We start from the raw sequence: 19,643 nt of genomic DNA on the forward strand, positions 1-19,643 counted from the left end.
GTGGGCGTTGTATTACAAAATTTGTTTTTTCCTAAAAAACAGGCAATTATTTTTGCGACTAAGGGCGTTATAGCCATGGTGATGGCGCTGACTATTGCTATGTCGCTTAATCTTGAAAGGCCTTATTGGGCGTTAGTCTCGGCTATATTTTTGCAATTACGCCCGCAAAGCGGATTGGTTATTGAAAAAGCAATTTGCCAAATAATAGGCACCATAGTGGGTGGTTTATTTGGCATATTGCTTTTAACTCAGCTAATCCTCTACCCTTATTTAGCGCTCGGTGCACTGGCATTGTGGTTGGGAGTAAACTCTGCGTTATCGGCAATGGTACGCCAAGCAAACTTTGTGTATGCGTTTGCTATGGCCGGTGTAACAGCCGCCATTATTGTACTTTTAGTCATGGTTACTCCGGCAATGGTGAGCAGCCAAAGTATATTTGATATTGCACAAGCGCGAGTAAGCGAAATAATAATAGGTTCTGTATGTGCTGGGCTTGTGAGCCATTTATTCTGGCCTGTAAAAGTTAAACATTTACTGCAAGTACAAGCACGGTCAGTTATAAATCAAACGTTACATTATTTAGTTATTGAGCTTGATTCTAAGGGCTCGCACGAAAATCGCCATCAGCAAATAGATGGCATTATGGCAACATTGGGCTCAATAAACGAAGATTCCAGCGCAGTAAGGTACGAAGGACCAAAAGGTCCAGGGCGCTCGCGTGCTGCAAATCAGTTGTCGCAAAAAGTACTTTCTTTACTGGCTTCAATTCAAATAATTGGTCGCCTGCAACGAAACCACGCAGACCTTATTACTCCCACATTAAACAAATTAATAAGTAAACTTAAACACGTATTCGCGCAAATTAAAGAATCTGACGATTTTGATTACTGCGCCGAACAAGTTAAAACGCTGCGTAAAGAGCTAACCGACTATAGAGCAAATACGGTGTGTGATTCGCCATTTGAATCTCACATGCTCAATGTGAGCTTAGAAGTAGCAGCCGACTTAACAATTTTACTACGCGCATACAGAGCTTTAGAACAACGCGATAAAACATTATTAAATGCACCCAGTATGCTTACATATCGCGACCCATTAGCTGGCATAATTGTTGGATTTAGAACTGCTTTGGTGTTTTCTATCGGCGCATTTATTTGGATTAATACAGGCTCTTCTGCTGCATTATTAATTATGATTTTACCGGTCATATTTTCGATAATGTTGGCGAGAATACCGTTAGCTATTTTACAGGTGGTAATAAAGCGTTTATTGGTAGGCGTGGTGGTTGCTGCTATTGTAACTATTTTTTACGCACTCAATTTATTATCACAAAGTGGTGGGCAATTAGAAATATTACTACTTGTATTAGCAGGGCCTTATTTTCTGGGTTTACTGCTGCTAGCTGATCAACAAACATTGCCATATGGCTTGGGGTTTTGTATCCCATTTACGATTTTGGTAAGACCCAGTACCGATATGAGCCTTGCGTTTTCAATCGATTACACACTTAGCTCTGCAATGGCAATTTTTGCGGGGGTGAGTATTTTATTTTGGATTTTTCAGTTATTTACAGGTCCGAGTGTACAATTACTTGTTCATCGTGTTTTTAAGGCTACTTATAAAGATTTACTCGAAATAAATAACCATCCAACCCCAAGTATTTGGTATAACCGCCGCATGGCCGATAGGTTAATACGCTTAACTAATTACGATCAAGGTTCACACTCACGCGTTATTACAGACCTTGCACTAACCGCTCTAAACTTAGGGCATTCGTCGGTTCGATTAAACTCAATTTGTGAAAATTTGGCTGGTAATACAAAGCTAAAGTATTTAAATGAGTGGCAGCGTACATTAGCCGATGCATTTATGTTGGCAACCAAGGGCAAGTTTAATAATAAGTTTAAGCAAGCGTCAGATAATCTTTATGAGGAATTGGCTCAGACGGTTGACGATTCAAATCAATTAGAGGCAATAAAAGGCATGTTTATTCGAATTAATCTGACCTTCGAAAGAAGTGCGAGTAAGATAAATTAGCCCCATTCGCTGCTTTTCGAGTTCAGATGTTATAACGAAATCTGTTATACTTGCTGGATAATTTTATGGGGCTGTTATGATTTCAAAAAACCAACTCAAACTTATTCGCCAACTTGGCCAAAAAAAGTACCGAAAGCAATATAATCAATACCTTGTACAGGGTGAGAAAAACGTACTTGAGTTATTAAACAGCCCATTAAATGTGGTTAATATTTTTGCTACAAACGAATTTATAAATGCGTACCAAGGTAAGTATCCGCACGCTAATTTTATTGAAGCGGATGAAGAAGCCCTCACCAAAGCCAGCACGCTAGTTAGCAATAATGCAGCCATTGCTATTGTTGATATGCCAACGGCGGCTTTACCACACGCAAATGGCTTAATACTCGCACTTGATGGCGTATCAGACCCCGGTAACTTAGGCACAATAATTAGAGTAGCTGATTGGTACGGTATTAAACATATAGTAACTAGCACCGACAGCGCAGACCCTTACAACCCTAAAACAATTAGCGCTACAATGGGCTCGTTTGTAAGGGTATCGGTAAGCCAAGTAGATTTACCTGATTACTTACAGTCTTTAAATTTACCTGTTTACGGTGCTTTTTTAGATGGGCAAAGCGTGCATAAAACCCAATTTACGGGCTCAGGCGTTTTACTAATGGGCAGTGAGTCGCATGGAATACGCGAGACATGTGCAAAGTTAGTGACCGATAAAATCACCATTCCCGCTTTTGGCGGTGCAGAGTCGCTTAATGTGGCAATGGCGACCGGTATTATTTTAGATAATTTTAAACGACAAGCTTAACAATTTAACTGTTAATGAGTTAAATTGTTTGTAATCAATAACAATAATAATCGGTAATAACAATAAGATGCGCTTAAGCACTATTAAATTAGCGGGCTTTAAATCGTTTGTAGAGCCCACTAAAATTCCATTTCCTGATCAAATGACGTGTGTTGTTGGCCCCAATGGCTGTGGCAAATCTAACGTTATTGATGCAGTACGATGGGTGCTAGGTGAAAGCTCTGCTAAAAATCTGCGTGGCGACGCCATGACCGACGTTATTTTTAATGGCTCAACTAATCGTAAAGCCATATCACAAGCCTCTGTAGAGCTTGTTTTTGATAACGATAAAGGAAGTCCTTCAAACACATTTGCCGATCGAAACCAAATTGCTATTAAGCGTTTAGTAACGCGCGACGGACAGTCACTGTATTTTTTAAATGGCAGTAAATGCCGTAAACGTGATATTACCGATATATTTTTAGGCACCGGTCTTGGTCCACGTAGTTACGCAATTATTGAGCAAGGGATGATCTCGCGCTTAATAGAGAGTAAACCACAAGAGCTGCGCGTATTTTTAGAAGAAGCCGCTGGCGTTTCTAAATACAAAGAGCGTCGCCGCGAAACACAAACTCGTATTAAAAGCACTCGCGAAAATCTTGAACGCTTGTTAGATGTGCGTAAAGAACTACAAAGCCAGCTCGATAAATTGGCTGTGCAGTCGGTTGATGCAAAAAAATACCGCGAATTAAAAGCACAAGAACGCATGCTAAAAGGGCAAATTGCGGTTTTAAAATGGCAAAAGTTACATCAGCAGCAACTTGAAAAAAGTGCCCAAATTAAAAAACTTAATGATCAAATTTCGTTTTTTAAAACCGCTAACTCAGGGCATGACGATGTACTTGCAAGCCTAGAAGGGCAAGTACAAGCCCAGCAAGATAAACTAAGCGATGCCCAGCATCAACAACATGTAATACACACCGAGCTTACTCGCGCTGAGCAACAACAAATAAACGTAAAACAACAAACTCAAACGCTTAAGCAAAATTTAATTAAATTACAGCAACGCCAAACACATAGCCTTGAAGTTAAAGCGCAGCAGCAAATTGCGTGCGAGCAACTAAATGAAACCCTGCAAGAGGCAAGTGAAAATGCCTTAATATGTGAAGAGCAAGTAAGTGGGTTAACGCATGAACTTGAGGAATTATTAGCACTTAAGCAGCGCCACCATACTCATTGGCAAGCTTTGTGTGAGCAACAGCAACAACTTAATAATAATGTGCAACTACATGGTAGTCACATTAAACAAACTCAGCAGCAAATTGATCATGTTAACGAGCAAATTGATCAGTTAACTGTTCAGCTTAGCGAGCTACAAAGTAGTGATGTAGAGCAGCAATTAACGCAGCAAACACAGCAAACACAAACATTAACTCAAGAACTTGCCGCTAAACAAACAGCACATACGCACTGTAGCGCTAAGCTTGAAGTGCAAAATGAGCTTGTTAATAACTCACAAAAGCAATATTCGACGCTTACTCAAACAATAAACGAGTTAAAAGCCAGTATAACTGGGCTTAAAAGTACATTAGGGCTTGATGAGAAAAGTGTACGTACTAATGGTTTGTTTAATCAGCTAAGTGTTAAAGAGGGCTTTGAGCTTCTAATAGAGCAAGCACTTAAATCTTTAGAGCATTTAAATGTAAGTGAGCAGCAAGCTGATAACAGTGTGTGGCCAAATAGTAATAAACGCATGCCAACAAATAGCTTAGCTGCATTCATAACAAGCGGTGTTTATCCAGAGCATTTAGCACGTATTGCTTATAGTGAAAGCGGTGATTTAGAAATACTAAAAGATAGTTTTTATACAGCCGTTATGGATAAAAACGGTGCTCTATATGGTCGTAATTGGCATGTAAGTGCCGAATGTAATGCAGAAAACTCATTACTGTTAAAGCATAAGCAATTGCAAGATAAAGCTCAGCAATTAAATAATACCGAGGAAGAGTTACAACAAGTAACACACACTCGTGACGAACATACAGCTGAGCAAATAAAATTAATTAACGAGCAAAGCGAGCTAAAAGAAGCGATACATGAGCTTGCGCAAAATATAGCGGTAGCCAGTACGCGCAGCGACATGCTTGTGCAGCAAGTAGCACAATTTAAGTTACAACTAGAAAAGCTACAACAACAAAAACAGCAATTAACCACTGCGCTTTTACAATTAAATACCGTGCTTGGTGAGCAAACAGAGCAATTTGAAGTGTTAAATGAGCAGCAACTTAACTTAGCGGATGAAGTAGACGCTGCAAATAGCTTGCGCTCACAAAGTGATAAAAGTTATAGCGAAGCATTAAGCATGCTTGAGCAATATAAAACACAAGCACATAAGGCAACGCTATCAGAGCAAAAGGCACGCAGTGAATGGCAGTTAAGCCAAACCAAATTGAGCCATGCAGAGCAAGAGCACGTTAGTGCATCAGAAGGTGCGCAAGAACTACTTAGTGAAATAGAAGAGCTGCTGATACCAGAGCAAGAACTTAGCGATAAAATTACGCAGCTCTTAGCACAGCATCAAAAAGGTGAGCAGGCATTAGTATTGCTACAAAAAGAATTAGCTCAGGCCAAAGAAAGCTTAAACACTAAGCAAGTAAGCCTTAAAAATTCACAAGGTGAGCTGGTGGGCTTGCAACAGCAGCACCAAAAGCTAACAATTGAAGAGCAAAGCTTACTGATAAAAGCACAAGCTGCGCTTGAACCATTAGAAGAATTAAAACAAAGCTTAAAAGCGATACTTGATGAATTACCAGATTCATTAAATTTGAGCGCAGCGCAAAATCAGTTAACCGGATTTACTAATCAGTTAGATAAATTAGGTGCAGTAAACTTAGCGGCAATAGAAGAGTTTGATTTAGCCAAAGCTCGTAGTGATTATCTTGATAATCAATTAGATGATTTAACAAAAGCGTTAAATACTCTTGAAGGTGCTATTCGTAAAATTGATATTGAGACCAAAACACGCTTTAAAGCGACGTTCGATCAAGTTAACGAAGACTTTGCTGAGCTATTTCCTAAAGTTTTTGGTGGTGGCAGTGCGTATTTAGAATTAACCAGTGACGATTTACTCGAAAGTGGTGTTAGTATAATGGCACGACCACCGGGTAAGAAAAATTCAACAATTCACTTGTTAAGTGGTGGAGAAAAAGCGCTGACCGCATTATCATTAGTGTTTTCTATATTCAGGCTCAATCCAGCCCCATTTTGTATGCTGGACGAAGTAGATGCACCATTAGATGATGCTAATGTTGTTCGCTTTTGCCGTTTGGTTGAAGAAATGTCACAATCAGTACAGTTTATTTATATTAGCCATAATAAGATTGCGATGGAAATGGCGGGTAGATTAACAGGTGTAACTATGGCAGAACCTGGCGTATCGCGTATGGTTGCTGTAGATATAGAACAAGCAGTGCAACTTGCACATGTATAAATTTTTATAACAAGTATATTAGTTTCAATTAATATACAGGCTTTAGGCATATCAAATAAGAAAAGGTGAGGGGATGGCCGAACAATTAAGATGGGTTTTAATCATTATCAGTGTAGTTGTCATTGGTGGTTTATTAATACATGGATTGTGGTCTGTTAGAAAAAAGACCGCCCAGAAGTGTTAAATAACGAACGGGTTGAACCATTGCAAAAAAGTGCACCAGCTTCATCTAAATCATTTCCTACAGAGGCAGAGCTAAAAGAGCCTGTGGTAGAAGAACGTGATGAACCACAATTCGGTGAGCTTAACTTTGATGAGAATGAGCCACAAATTGATACAAGCGTACCAGCAGTGCCCATTGAAGATGACCTAGAAGTAGTTGATGATCTAGAAGCAAAAGAGCAAAATGATGAAAAATCATCTGCGCAAATGCCTGACTTTGTTATTGTGCATATTCAAATGCCAGAAGGGCTTAGCATGCAGGGCAGTAAATTATTACCAGCCGTTAACACGTTAGGTTTTAAATATTCTGAGGAAGGCTTTTTTAATCGCCACTTAGATCCGGCAGGCCAAGGCCCTGTATTATTTAGATTAGTAAATATGTACAACCCAGGTACGTTTGATATTGATAATATGGAACAGTTTAGTACCGCAGGGGTTAGCTTATTTATGACATTGCCGTGCGACGGTGACGGCCTAGCTGCATTTAACATGTTGCACAGTGCAGCTAAAAAGTTAGCTGACGAGTTTGGTGCGCAAATTTTAGATGCAGAGCGAAATGAAATGACCGTAGAACGCGTCAGGCAGTATGTTGAGCAGGTCCGTTCTTTTTCAGCGTAAATAGCGCACATATTATATTTTTATAAGCCACTGGATGATTATTCATCAAAGTGGCTTTTTTTATGTTTATTGAGGTTTAAATGTCTAGCAGCATTAGTGAGCAAGTTAATCATCTTCGTACTACATTAGAGCAACACAATTATAACTATTATGTGCTCGACACCCCCAGTATTCCTGATTCTGAATACGATAGGTTATTACGCGAACTAAGCGCACTAGAAACCGAGCACCCTGAATTTTTAACCGCCGACTCCCCAACACAAAAAGTAGGCGGTGCAGCACTGAGTAAATTTGAGCAAGTAGCGCATCAAGTACCCATGCTTTCACTTGATAACGCCTTTAGTGAAGAAGAGTTCACTGCGTTTAATCGCCGTATAAAAGAGCGTTTAATGAGTACCGATGAGCTTACTTTTTGTTGTGAGCCAAAACTTGATGGTTTAGCTGTATCAATTATTTATCGTGATGGTGTACTTGTACAAGCGGCTACGCGAGGTGATGGTTTTACCGGTGAAAACATTACTCAGAATGTAAAAACAATTCGTAATGTACCACTTAAGTTACGTGGCGATTACCCAAAAGAGCTTGAAGTGCGCGGCGAAGTATTTATGAACAGCGCCGGCTTTGACAAACTAAATTCGGAAGCGCAAAAACGTGGAGACAAAGTATTCGTTAATCCGCGTAACGCAGCGGCAGGTAGCTTACGCCAACTCGACTCTAAAATTACCGCTAAACGCCCATTGATGTTTTATGCTTACAGTACTGGACTTGTTGCTGATGGCAGCATTCCAGAGGATCACTATCAGCAACTAGAAAAGCTGACTGACTGGGGGTTGCCACTGTGCCCAGAAACAAAATTAGTTGAAGGTCCAAAAGCCGCGCTTGAGTACTACAGCGATATTTTAACGCGCCGTAGCGAGCTTAAATATGAAATTGATGGCGTAGTAATCAAAATAAACCAAAAGGCCTTACAAGAGCGTTTAGGCTTTGTAGCACGTGCTCCTCGTTGGGCTATTGCTTATAAGTTTCCGGCGCAAGAAGAAATAACTCAATTACTTGATGTTGATTTTCAAGTAGGGCGCACAGGGGCAATTACGCCAGTTGCGCGTTTAGAGCCTGTTTTTGTCGGTGGTGTAACCGTATCAAATGCAACACTTCATAATAGCGATGAAATTGCACGTTTAGGTGTAAAAGTAGGCGACACGGTTATTATTCGTCGCGCAGGAGATGTAATCCCGCAAATAACACAAGTTGTACTTGAACGCCGTCCTGATGATGCTAGAGATATTGAATTTCCAGTGACTTGTCCGATTTGTGATTCGCATATTGAAAAAGTGGAAGGTGAAGCTGTAGCCCGTTGTACTGGCGGGCTTGTGTGTCCTGCACAACGCAAACAAGCGATAAAACACTTTGCTTCACGAAAAGCGCTAGACATAGATGGCCTTGGCGATAAGATTGTTGATCAACTTGTAGATAGAGAGCTTATAAAAACGCCCGCTGATTTATTCGTTTTAAAACAAGGGCATTTTGAATCACTTGAACGTATGGGACCTAAGTCAGCTAAAAACTTAGTAACAGCACTTGATGAAGCTAAAGGCACTACGCTCGCTAAGTTTTTATACTCACTAGGTATTCGTGAAGCGGGGGAAGCGACAGCACAAAATTTAGCTAATCACTTTTTAACCCTTGAAAATGTAATTAATGCCAGCATTGATAGTTTAACGCAGGTAAGTGATGTCGGTGAAATAGTTGCAGCGCATGTTCGCGGTTTTTTTGCTGAAGAGCATAATTTAGCGGTAGTAAACGCATTAATAGAGCAAGGCGTAAATTGGCCAGCGTTAAGTGCGCCTTCTGAGGAAGAGCAACCACTCGCAGGACTTACATATGTACTTACCGGCACGCTTAATACACTTAACCGTAATGATGCTAAAGCTCGTTTGCAGCAATTAGGTGCTAAAGTCTCGGGTAGCGTATCGGCTAAAACAGATGCGTTAGTCGCAGGTGAAAAAGCAGGTTCAAAACTAACTAAAGCGCAAGATTTAGGTATCGACATACTCACGGAAGATGAATTAATTGAGCTGCTTAAAAAGCATAATGGCTAGGAAAACGACAATGAGCCGATATGGGCCAGAATACTGGGATAAGTACGGAAGTTACCGTACACCTATAGCATTTCATTTAAGTTTGCTGGTGCTTTTACGTGGCTATTTTATTTGGGTTATTGCGGCTTTAAGCCGCAGGCCTGAACTGGATTTAATGTCGTTATTTTTTAAAAATAAAAATGATTTTTTTATCGCAATAGCAATTGGAAGTATTGCAATAATACCGACTATTTTATTTTGTTTACGTCGGCCGCGAGACTCCCACAGTGCGAGCGACAGGTTAGCAAAAGTGTGGCGACATATGCGCTGGCCTCTTATTTTATGTGCTGTTGTTGATTTAACATGGTTAAGTATTCAAGCCGCGCATAGCCATTATCGATTTTCATCATTTTTAGCAGTACAAATGATGATTGTTTTATGGATATTGTGGTATTTGGTGAAAAGCCGTTATTTAACCGTTTTTTTAATGATTGGCCTGAGCCGACAGAAAAAGCATCAGAAGAAAAAAGCGACTTAAAAGGGATTAGTTGTGGACGCTGTAAATAAAAAAATAGCGATAGCTATATCGTTAATAGGGTTAGTGCTTATTATTTTAATGATTAGCACTGAGCTTTTAGAATTTATGTGGTTTAAAGCGTTATTTGGTTTATGGGTATTTGTTTTTTGCTCAAGCGTTTATAGGCTAACGCCTCTATTTAAATCAAGAAACCGGTTAGAGGATTTTATTCAGCGAGACGCCCAACACTTATTACTTTTTAGTTTAATGGGTTTTTTTGATAAAAAGCACGGTCCAGATTGGTTAGTAATTGAGAGTATTGAACGCATAACGACGAAGGATGACGAGCTAATAATTTACAGTAATAACGAGCGCCAAATGAGTGTTAGCTTACCTGTAAAAAAAGCAGAACTAGATAGTTTTATTAAACGAATATTTACCGACTCAGAAAAACAAAATATTACCTTTAGCTAGGAAAATCACCTTAAAACTGAACAAGTTTTAGTTTTAAACGGTCAACACTCTTTAGCTGATCTTTAGTGTATTCAATAACGTAATAACTAACCGTACTTTTTATAATTTTATTAAGTACGGTTAATTAACTATTCAATGAGGTTATCATGTTGAAGTGGAATGATGTTATTAACTTTGCCACCAACGGCAATCCTACTCCAAGTAAAAAAGTAGTCAAAACGGACGAGCAGTGGCGGATGCAACTATCAGAAGATGAGTATTACATAACACGTAAAAAGGGAACCGAACGTCCAAGTAGTTCTGGTAGTTGCACATTATTGGAACCTGGTAAGTATGTGTGTATTTGCTGCGATAATTTATTGTTTGATGCAGATGAAAAGTTCGATAGTGGCACTGGTTGGCCGTCATTTACACAACCGGCGACAATTGAAGCAATTGGCTACGTAAGTGATACAAGTCATGGTATGGAGCGCATAGAGGTGGTTTGCAACGTGTGTGATTCACATTTAGGCCATATTTTCCCTGATGGCCCATTACCGACCGGTCTACGCTATTGCGTTAATGCGGCATCAATGAAAAAGCTTTAACTTCCAATATCTAAATTCATTTCTTTTGCTATGTGCAAAATTTTATCTAACCGCTGCGTCTGATCTGCTGGTAATTGAGTTTTAGTAAGTAAGGCGTAGCATTTTTTAGCAAGTTCAAGGTTAAATGAGCCATTGTGTTGCTTAGTGGAATCAAATAAACACTGCAATAAATTAAGCGCAATACTCTGATTACGAGGCATAACCCTAAATGCTTGCGTAAAAGCTTCAAGTGCAGTGTTTAACTGTCCTCTATTAAATTGAGTAACAGCATGGTTGTTGAGCTCCTTTGGCCCCATTTTAATATCGCGTCGCTCACTTTGCTGTTGCTGGATATAACGTAAGTAAGTTGTGTCGCTAACACTTGGATGGCGTTCACAGTGTCCAATAATTTGAGTGAAGAGAGTTTGCGCTTTTTGATGAAAGCCCAGCTCATGGAACGCTTTCGCTTTATCAAGTGCACCATCGACAGAGCGAATATGTGTATCATCATCTTCGAGTTGCTCAATGAGTTTTTTAGCTTTTTTATGCTCATCTTTTAAATAATGAAGCCGTGCGTTAAGCACATCAATTTGAGCTTGATTGGCATTGTTAGGAAACTGCTTTTTTAAATCGCTTATATATTGATTAGTTTGTCTAGATATTCTCTGTATTTGATCTGTTTGATCTGTTGTTAATGCAAAGTCGATACCGGCACGTGCAGCATTTAAATACACATCGGGGTGGTCATGTATTGAGTGCTTTGCAAAACTTGCAATGTCTTTTTGAGTTAAGTAGCTTTTTTCGTAGTCGTGATTAATTAATGACACATTACTTAGTGATTTTTGGCGTGAAATATTTCGCGGTGCAATGTCGGCTGCTTGGCTTAAAAAACTTTGCGCTAGTTCAAACTGATTAAGTTTTATTTCTAAACGGCCGAGTAAATCAAGCGCAACTAATCGAGTTTCTTGTCGTTCAAGCATCGTTTTTAGCATACGCTGAGCTAAAATATGTTCATTATTTGCTATAAGTGCTTCTACTAAACCTACTTTTGCCCAAGCAAATTTTTGTATATCGAGAACAGATTTAAAAAAGTCTTTTGCATTTTCGCTGCGATTTAAACGAAGAAGAGCATCACCTTTTAAACGCAGTAAGATAGGGCTATAACTATTGTTTTTTTTATTTAGAACGGTGTCGATGTATTTAATTGCTTTTGAATCGTTACCATCATCAATTAGAGTATAAACCGTTTGCAAATCGTGTTTGCGTCTTAAAATACGCTCAATACGTACTTGTAGTTCCTGAACGGTAAAAGGTTTCACTAAAAAATCATCAGGTTGTAACTCAAGAACACTATGAACTAGCGAGCCATTTGTTTCAGCAGATATAAAAATGAAGCCTGTAGAGCTTTTTATGAGGTGCTTAACACGTAACTCTTCGTAAAGTTGGTAGCCGTCTTGTTGTTTGCTTAAATTAAATGAACAAACGATCAAATCAAATTCTTCACTTAAACACTGCTCTTTTGCTGAATTTGCATGATCAGCGAAGTGCAATTGCTGAAAGCCAAGCCTTTCTAACGATTGTTTCATATAGCTTTGAGCAAGTGGTTGCTCCTCGACTATAAGTATTTTTGCTTTTGAATAGATCTTAGTTGGCATTGGCTTAACGGTTATTATGTTTAGTACTGACTATAATCAACACTTTAGCTGCTTACAAGAAAATTCAAATGATAGCAGTATTTATTAGGTATTTAACTTTTCCTAATACGTTTTTGCTAACTATAAAAGCAAGGATCTAAATAACATAATTAAATGATGAGTGTTTTGATATGAAAATTTATATTTTTAAAGAAACTATCGAATGGTATTTATGTGTGATAGTTGATTACTTGGCTTGATACCTGTGACCCTCGCCATTATTTGTAAAGGGTGGCGATGCTCTTTTTCTTACGGCTAAGTTAATTATATACGACTTATACCAACCTGCATAAATCTTTGATCAATTTAACGAATTAAATTGCACTATAACGTCGTTAAAAATTTTTTATTTAGAACAACTAGATACCAAAACTTTTGCCTAGTTCTAGCGTAATTTTCTTAACGTTAAATAGACCCCATATATAAGCAGATTGGTATTATATATTGAGTTTTTATGAAGTTATTAAATGTATTTAATATGGGAAGAAAGAGTTATTACTAGAGAAGTTATTATTGTACTTATATGTGGTGGGTGATACTGGACTTGAACCAGTGACCCTCGCCTTGTAAGGGCGATGCTCTCCCAACTGAGCTAATCACCCACATATAATAGGTATGCCTGTTATTTAATTCTTTATTATCAATTAACCGCTTGATGTAATTTGGTGGGTGATACTGGACTTGAACCAGTGACCCTCGCCTTGTAAGGGCGATGCTCTCCCAACTGAGCTAATCACCCAAATTACATTTTAATATGCACCATTCTAGGAATGGTGGGTCGTACTGGACTTGAACCAGTGACCCTCGCCTTGTAAGGGCGATGCTCTCCCAACTGAGCTAACGACCCATATTAAATTTTAAAACGCGACTATTGATATAATAATAGGTTTATATGTGGTGGGTGATACTGGACTTGAACCAGTGACCCTCGCCTTGTAAGGGCGATGCTCTCCCAACTGAGCTAATCACCCACATATAAATTAAAACGCTACTATTAAAATAAATAGTACTGGACTTTAACCAGTGAACCTCGCCGTTACTTGTAAATAGCGGTGATGCTCTCTTTTTCTAACTGAGCTAACGACCCATTTAGATTTTTTTGTAATATGCACCATTTAAAAAATGGTGGGTCGTACTGGACTTGAACCAGTGACCCTCGCCTTGTAAGGGCGATGCTCTCCCAACTGAGCTAACGACCCATATTACATGCTACTACCTAGATAGTACTGGACTTTAACCAGTGAACTTCGCCATCTTTTATAAAGGCGGTGATGCTCTCTTTTCTTGTAACTGAGCTAACGACCCATATTACAATTTAAAACACGACTATTAATATAGTAATAGGTTTTATATGTGGTGGGTGATACTGGACTTGAACCAGTGACCCTCGCCTTGTAAGGGCGATGCTCTCCCAACTGAGCTAATCACCCACATATAAATTTAAACGCTACTATTAAATAGTACTGGACTTTAACCAGTGAACTTTGCCGTTACTTGTAAGTAGCGGTAATGCTCTCTTTTTCTAACTGAGCTTATGACCCATTTAGAATTTAGATGTGAACACTTTAACTAAAAAGTGGTGGGTGATACTGGACTTGAACCAGTGACCCTCGCCTTGTAAGGGCGATGCTCTCCCAACTGAGCTAATCACCCACATCTAAACAACATTACATTGCTGCGTTGTTGTGGGGCGCTATTATAGATAGAGTTGGAAATGTGTCAACACTTGAATGATAAAAATGTGCTGAATGAAGGTTTTATAAACAATAGGATCTAGTTGAAGTCTATTTTATCATCAAATTTGATATTGCAGTTCAATTAAGCACCTAAAAGTGAGTAGGGAATTGTATTTTATTAATCTTAAATTTAGTTTTACGATACTCATTGTTTTTTTACTGGAGTCGTTTTTATGATTATGAGCAAGATGGATTAATATTAGGGCGAGTTATTTAGTGAATAGAGCGGTCCTTTAAAAATGAATTTAATCTAAACTTCCCAAAACAAATGCTATTTTCAACATTCTAAACTCTATTTTTGTACTTACTTTATTTTTATAAGCCAACCTAGCCATTTCGTAAATACGTATTCCTCACTACTAGCCTTCGGGTTAAGACTAAATAGATCACATATAACTAGGGCGTGTTGACCTTTGTGGATTCAAATTTGTCCAATCTAGGGACGATTAAATCGCGGCGCGAGGTTTGTAACCTAGTGGGCTCGGTAACTGCTCCTGCGTTACCCTAATGGCTTACATCCATGTAAGAATAAGTAAAAACCGAGCAAAGCTTCCGCTTCACCCACCAAAGGTCAACGCGCCCTGAAGTTTTGTAGATAGAATTACGAAGCTACAATGCTCTTTTAAAAATGCTCTTCAAACAATAATCGAATTTTTAGTACGAGTTACGCTGGTTATTAAGCAAGTAAAGGCTGCGGGTACTCTCAAACCCACACTTAAGTTTTGGTTATTATAAGCAATTGTAACTTTTAAAAGATTAAGGCGATTGGCGAGGCCTTAATTGGTAGTTTTTAGATAAGTTTAATTTGCATATAAATGTATACCTTTGCTTTGATGAAATTTTGTTTCATTAAATGGGGGAGTGGGGGCTATTGAGTATTCGTTGTAATATAGTGATGTTATTATAAGCAGTAGGGTTAGAATCTTATTCAAATTGTATTTTTTAGCACGCTTGATAGCCAGTTTGTTGAAAATTAAACCATTTAAATAAAGCTAGGTAAAAAACTGTTGACTTTATTTTGGGTGGTGCATAGAATGCGCCCCGCACTAAGCGATACACGATGTGTTCATCACGACGGGTATTTATTAAGTTGGGGCCATAGCTCAGCTGGGAGAGCGCTTCGCTGGCAGTGAAGAGGTCTGCGGTTCGATCCCGCATGGCTCCACCAAAAATTAGTGTTTTGTCCTAGGGTAGCAGTTTTCTGTGTCCCCATCGTCTAGAGGCCTAGGACACCGCCCTTTCACGGCGGTAACAGGGGTTCGAATCCCCTTGGGGACGCCACTTAACTTTTATTAGTTAAAGGCGGTTTTACCGAGAAAATAGCGTCACAATTAAAGCTCGAGTCTTTACTTGTATTAAACGCAATTACCTTAAAGCTCATGATGTGAGTTAAACTTATCAACTGTCCTAGTGACACATTTATGTGTCCCCATCGTCTAGAGGCCTAGGACACCGCCCTTTCACGGCGGTAACAGGGGTTCGAATCCCCTTGGGGACGCCACTTACTTATTTTTAATAGGGAAGTGAAGTGTTATTAAGAAAGCTCGCCTGAAACGAGTCTAAAAATTCAGTTGTCCTAGTGACACATTTATGTGTCCCCATCGTCTAGAGGCCTAGGACACCGCCCTTTCACGGCGGTAACAGGGGTTCGAATCCCCTTGGGGACGCCACTTACTTATTTTAAGTATTGTGTAAAGCAGTGTGACAGCGCACTCTCTATGCACGATGTTATCAAGAGTACTAATCTCTTGGGGACGCCACTTACTTATTTTAATAGGGAAGTGTAGTGTTATTAAGAAAGCTCGCCTGAAACGAGTCTAAAAATTCAGTTGTCCTAGTGACACATTTATGTGTCCCCATCGTCTAGAGGCCTAGGACACCGCCCTTTCACGGCGGTAACAGGGGTTCGAATCCCCTTGGGGACGCCACTTACTTATTTTAATAGGGAAGTGTAGTGTTATTAAGAAAGCTCGCCTGAAACGAGTCTAAAAAATCAGTTGTCCTAGTGACACATTTATGTGTCCCCATCGTCTAGAGGCCTAGGACACCGCCCTTTCACGGCGGTAACAGGGGTTCGAATCCCCTTGGGGACGCCACTTACTTATTTTTAATAGGGAAGTGAAGTGTTATTAAAGCTCGCCTGAAACGAGTCTAAAAATTCAGTTGTCCTAGTGACACATTTATGTGTCCCCATCGTCTAGAGGCCTAGGACACCGCCCTTTCACGGCGGTAACAGGGGTTCGAATCCCCTTGGGGACGCCACTTACTTATTTTAAGCATTGTGTAAAGCAGTGTGACACCGCACTCTCTATGCACGACGTTATCAAGAGTACTAATCTCTTGGGGACGCCACTTACTTATTTTTAATAGGGAAGTGTAGTGTTATTAAGAAAACTCGCCTGTAACGAGTTAAACTATTCAGTTGTCCTAGTGACACATTTATGTGTCCCCATCGTCTAGAGGCCTAGGACACCGCCCTTTCACGGCGGTAACAGGGGTTCGAATCCCCTTGGGGACGCCACTTACTTATTTAATAGGGAAGTGAAGTGTTATTAGTGTTGAAAAATCCAAAAATCCAAAAATCCAAAAATCCAAAAATCCAAAAATCCAAAAATCCAAAAATCCAAAAATCCAAAAATCCAAAAATCCAAAAATCCAAAAATCCAAAAATCCAAAAATCCAAAAATCCAAAAATCCAAAAATCCAAAAATCCAAAAATCCAAAAATCCAAAAATCCAAAAATCCAAAAATCCAAAAATCCAAAAATCCAAAAATCCAAAAATATTCAGTACTTATAAAGATTCAATTTGGTAGCATAAATTTAAACATCCAACTTTATTAGGAGGATTTATGGCAAGTGGATGGGCACGAGACGGTGCAATTCAAGATCAGATTGATGCAAGTGTTAACGACGCCGTGCAGTTTGCAAGAAGCAATTTAATATCTGGCGCAAGTGCAGAGCTATGTGATGAGTGTGATGAGAAAATCCCACAAGCACGAAGGCTCGCGTTACCTGGAGTGCGTTATTGTGTTGCATGCCAAGCTGCAATAGAAGGTAATGATACTAGCGCTAAATCGTTTAATAGACGTGGCAGTAAAGATAGTCAGTTGCGTTAAAAAGGTGCTGAAAAGCACCTTTTATTTAATACTAATCTAAATAAGTATTTGAAAATTTATAAAATTAAATCCCTCCATAGTTATACCAACCAGCATAAATCTTTGATCAATTTAACGAATTAAATTGCACTATAACGTCGTTGAAAATTTTCATTTAGAACAACTAGATACAAAAATTTTTGCCTAGTTCTAGCGTAATTTTCTTAACGTTAAATAGACCCCATATATAAGCAGACTAGCATTAAGCAAATTGTTATAACTTGAATTAGTTGGTAGGTAATTTAAGATTCACTCATATTTTTTCTGAATTAACTCAATTGCATAACCATCAGGGTCTTTTACAAAAGCAATTTCAGTAGTACCACCTTTTACAGGCCCAGGTTCACGGCTTACATTGCCACCGGCAGCTTTAATATCAGCACATGCTTTGTAAATATCATCAAACTCAATAGCAATATGGCCATATCCATTACCAAGGTCGTAGCTATCTTCGTCCCAGTTATAAGTTAGTTCTAACACTGTGTTATCTACTTCATCGCCATATCCAACAAAAGCAAGCGTGTATCTGTATTCACTGTTATCGGCTCTGCGTAATTCCTTCATACCTAGTATTTCAGTATAAAAAGCAATTGATTTATTCAAATCGGCTACACGCAGCATAGTATGTAATAAGCGCATTTTTACTACCTTAGTTTCATTTATTAAGCTGTTATTTACTGCACAGTGTATGAGCTTTATGCGCTTTTGCAATAGATGAAGGCAAGCTAGGCAAATAAAATCGGTTGAGCTAATCCTGTTACAACATTTATTTATTGATTTACTTTATTTTTGTCTAATATAACAAGTTTAACAGTGAAAGTTTGATTATTGGTCAACCTGTGAATGGTTATGAAAACATTTAAATATTTATTGGAAATTATTGCTTGAAATATGGTTTTTATTAACCAAGTTGTTGTTATTAAGTAACTTAGTTGTTTTTGGTTTAATGCATTGTAAATTGACATGTTTTACAAAGTTAACTTATTGGTTGACAAAATTACTGTATGGTAATAAAGTTTTTGCATACCAATTGGTAACCTCTGTTTTCAGGAGGTTAAATATGTTGGTAAATTATCAGAGTAATACTTAGTCGTAGTTAATATATAACCAGTAATGTTTCAGCCAAATAAGACAACTTATTTATAGGTAGAGTTATTTTATATAGCAAAATTGCAGAACATAGATGGTTTATTTCATTAGCTTACTAAGGGTTACTCTACTGAATTAAAATAAAGACAGAGCGTACCTATTTTATGGGGTAAATCATTACTCATACTCATAAAAGTTTGCGCCATCATATCTAGGAGTTATTCATGTCAAAACCTGTTATTGGTTTCATTGGTCTAGGCCTTATGGGCGGCAATATGGCCGAAAATTTACAAAACAAAGGCTATGAGCTAATTGTTATGGACCTTAGTAAAGATGCGGTTGCAGCATGTGTTGCTCGAGGTACAAAAACAGCAAGCACTGCAAAAGAGCTAGCTGAAGGTTCTGATATTGTTATGTTTTGTCTTACAACGTCTGCCGTTGTAGAAAAAATTGTTTACGCAGAAGACGGTATCCTAGCGGGCATTAAAGAAGGTGCAGTATTAGTTGATTTTGGTACTTCTATCCCATCATCTACGAAAAAAATTGGTGCTGATTTAGCAGCTAAAGGCGCAGGCATGATCGACGCGCCACTAGGTCGTACACCAGCACATGCTAAAGACGGTCTTTTAAACATTATGGCTGCAGGTGATATTGATACATTCAATAAAGTTAAACCAGTACTGGAAGATCAAGGTGAAAACGTTTTCCATCTTGGCGAGCTAGGTGCAGGCCATACAACTAAGCTAATCAACAACTTTATGGGCATGACGACAGTTTGTGCTATGTCACAAGCATTTGCAGTGGCAGAGCTTGCTGGTGTTGACCGTCAACAACTTTTCGACATCATGTCGACTGGTCCATCTAACTCACCGTTTATGCAATTTTGTAAAAACTATGCAGTTGATAATGTTAGCGACCTTGGTTTCTCAATTGCTAATGCAAACAAAGATTTAGGCTACTTCCTACAAATGGTAGAAGACCTAGGTACTGAATCAAAAATCGCTGAAGGTTCATCAGCTAACCTACAAGCAGCGTTTGACGCTGGTATGGGTCAAGGTAACGTTCCTGAAATTTTTGATTACTTCAAAAAGTTAGAAAAGTAATACTTCTCGACCTTATTGAGCGCTTTAAGTTTTTAGCTTAAAGCGCTTTAACACACATGACACCAATTGACTAAAG

General features: G+C 38.8%; 11 protein-coding genes, 15 tRNA genes and 2 pseudogenes. 19 read left to right on the forward strand and 9 right to left on the reverse strand.

Annotated features, from left to right (window positions below; genetic code table 11):
- From P4S65_RS10535 to msrB, 8 genes and pseudogenes are all read left to right on the forward strand, one after another.
- On the forward strand, positions 1 to 2,037 hold the full coding sequence (locus P4S65_RS10535) for an FUSC family protein (RefSeq protein WP_337120122.1): 2,037 nt from the start codon (positions 1 to 3) through the stop codon (positions 2,035 to 2,037).
- Positions 2,038 to 2,113: 76 nt separating this feature from the next.
- Positions 2,114 to 2,845: an RNA methyltransferase gene (locus tag P4S65_RS10540; RefSeq protein WP_096792774.1), complete on the forward strand. Its 732-nt coding sequence runs from the start codon at positions 2,114 to 2,116 to the stop codon at positions 2,843 to 2,845.
- A gap of 67 nt (positions 2,846 to 2,912) precedes the next feature.
- Positions 2,913 to 6,314: a chromosome segregation SMC family protein gene (locus tag P4S65_RS10545; protein ID WP_337120123.1), complete on the forward strand. Its 3,402-nt coding sequence runs from the start codon at positions 2,913 to 2,915 to the stop codon at positions 6,312 to 6,314.
- Positions 6,315 to 6,387: 73 nt separating this feature from the next.
- Positions 6,388 to 7,154: pseudogene (gene zipA, locus P4S65_RS10550) on the forward strand (cell division protein ZipA).
- Positions 7,155 to 7,234: 80 nt separating this feature from the next.
- Entirely contained in the window at positions 7,235 to 9,253 is a 2,019-nt protein-coding gene (gene ligA, locus P4S65_RS10555; RefSeq protein WP_033040369.1) for an NAD-dependent DNA ligase LigA, read from the forward strand.
- Positions 9,254 to 9,263: 10 nt separating this feature from the next.
- Positions 9,264 to 9,799 (forward strand): annotated as a pseudogene (locus P4S65_RS10560) (DUF2919 domain-containing protein).
- Positions 9,783 to 10,223, forward strand: a complete 441-nt coding sequence (locus P4S65_RS10565; RefSeq protein WP_337120124.1) for a hypothetical protein — start codon at positions 9,783 to 9,785, stop codon at positions 10,221 to 10,223. Before P4S65_RS10560 ends, P4S65_RS10565 begins: the two are co-directional and overlap by 17 nt.
- A gap of 146 nt (positions 10,224 to 10,369) precedes the next feature.
- On the forward strand, positions 10,370 to 10,810 hold the full coding sequence (gene msrB / locus P4S65_RS10570; protein WP_007378087.1) for a peptide-methionine (R)-S-oxide reductase MsrB: 441 nt from the start codon (positions 10,370 to 10,372) through the stop codon (positions 10,808 to 10,810).
- Here msrB and P4S65_RS10575 read toward each other — a convergent pair.
- The 8 genes from P4S65_RS10575 to P4S65_RS10610 form a co-directional block, all read right to left on the reverse strand.
- On the reverse strand, positions 10,807 to 12,444 hold the full coding sequence (locus tag P4S65_RS10575) for a response regulator (RefSeq protein WP_096792776.1): 1,638 nt from the start codon (positions 12,442 to 12,444) through the stop codon (positions 10,807 to 10,809). The two genes, msrB and P4S65_RS10575, sit on opposite strands and share 4 nt — an antisense overlap.
- Before the next feature lie 565 nt (positions 12,445 to 13,009).
- Positions 13,010 to 13,085 (reverse strand) — tRNA-Val (locus P4S65_RS10580).
- 61 nt (positions 13,086 to 13,146) lie between these two features.
- A tRNA-Val gene (locus tag P4S65_RS10585) sits at positions 13,147 to 13,222 on the reverse strand.
- A gap of 32 nt (positions 13,223 to 13,254) precedes the next feature.
- Positions 13,255 to 13,330, reverse strand: a tRNA-Val gene (locus P4S65_RS10590).
- A gap of 48 nt (positions 13,331 to 13,378) precedes the next feature.
- Positions 13,379 to 13,454, reverse strand: a tRNA-Val gene (locus P4S65_RS10595).
- A gap of 152 nt (positions 13,455 to 13,606) precedes the next feature.
- Positions 13,607 to 13,682, reverse strand: a tRNA-Val gene (locus P4S65_RS10600).
- A 155-nt stretch (positions 13,683 to 13,837) separates the two neighbouring features.
- Positions 13,838 to 13,913, reverse strand: a tRNA-Val gene (locus tag P4S65_RS10605).
- A gap of 147 nt (positions 13,914 to 14,060) precedes the next feature.
- Positions 14,061 to 14,136, reverse strand: a tRNA-Val gene (locus P4S65_RS10610).
- A gap of 1,175 nt (positions 14,137 to 15,311) precedes the next feature.
- Here P4S65_RS10610 and P4S65_RS10615 point away from each other — a divergent pair.
- The 10 genes from P4S65_RS10615 (at position 15,312) to P4S65_RS10660 (ending at position 17,336) form a co-directional block, all read left to right on the forward strand.
- A tRNA-Ala gene (locus P4S65_RS10615) sits at positions 15,312 to 15,387 on the forward strand.
- Between the two features lie 37 nt (positions 15,388 to 15,424).
- Positions 15,425 to 15,500: transfer RNA gene (locus P4S65_RS10620), tRNA-Glu, on the forward strand.
- Positions 15,501 to 15,644: 144 nt separating this feature from the next.
- Positions 15,645 to 15,720: transfer RNA gene (locus P4S65_RS10625), tRNA-Glu, on the forward strand.
- Between the two features lie 93 nt (positions 15,721 to 15,813).
- A tRNA-Glu gene (locus P4S65_RS10630) sits at positions 15,814 to 15,889 on the forward strand.
- 182 nt (positions 15,890 to 16,071) lie between these two features.
- Positions 16,072 to 16,147, forward strand: a tRNA-Glu gene (locus tag P4S65_RS10635).
- Positions 16,148 to 16,239: 92 nt separating this feature from the next.
- Positions 16,240 to 16,315, forward strand: a tRNA-Glu gene (locus P4S65_RS10640).
- 90 nt (positions 16,316 to 16,405) lie between these two features.
- Positions 16,406 to 16,481 (forward strand) — tRNA-Glu (locus P4S65_RS10645).
- A gap of 183 nt (positions 16,482 to 16,664) precedes the next feature.
- Positions 16,665 to 16,740 (forward strand) — tRNA-Glu (locus tag P4S65_RS10650).
- A gap of 34 nt (positions 16,741 to 16,774) precedes the next feature.
- Positions 16,775 to 17,017: a hypothetical protein gene (locus tag P4S65_RS10655; RefSeq protein ID WP_337120125.1), complete on the forward strand. Its 243-nt coding sequence runs from the start codon at positions 16,775 to 16,777 to the stop codon at positions 17,015 to 17,017.
- A 52-nt stretch (positions 17,018 to 17,069) separates the two neighbouring features.
- Complete coding sequence (locus P4S65_RS10660) at positions 17,070 to 17,336, forward strand: DksA/TraR family C4-type zinc finger protein (protein WP_008137432.1); 267 nt, start codon at positions 17,070 to 17,072, stop codon at positions 17,334 to 17,336.
- A gap of 288 nt (positions 17,337 to 17,624) precedes the next feature.
- On the opposite strand, the gene gloA is transcribed toward P4S65_RS10660, so the two are convergent.
- Positions 17,625 to 18,014, reverse strand: coding sequence for a lactoylglutathione lyase (gene gloA, locus P4S65_RS10665; protein WP_033028800.1), 390 nt, complete (start codon positions 18,012 to 18,014; stop codon positions 17,625 to 17,627).
- Positions 18,015 to 18,688: 674 nt separating this feature from the next.
- On the opposite strand from gloA, the gene P4S65_RS10670 reads away from it, so the two are divergent.
- Complete coding sequence (locus tag P4S65_RS10670) at positions 18,689 to 19,567, forward strand: NAD(P)-dependent oxidoreductase (protein WP_337120126.1); 879 nt, start codon at positions 18,689 to 18,691, stop codon at positions 19,565 to 19,567.
- Positions 19,568 to 19,643 lie beyond the last annotated feature (76 nt).

The sequence above is a fragment of the Pseudoalteromonas sp. B131b genome (assembly GCF_037162545.1).
In the GTDB taxonomy this organism is placed as follows: domain Bacteria; phylum Pseudomonadota; class Gammaproteobacteria; order Enterobacterales; family Alteromonadaceae; genus Pseudoalteromonas; species Pseudoalteromonas fuliginea.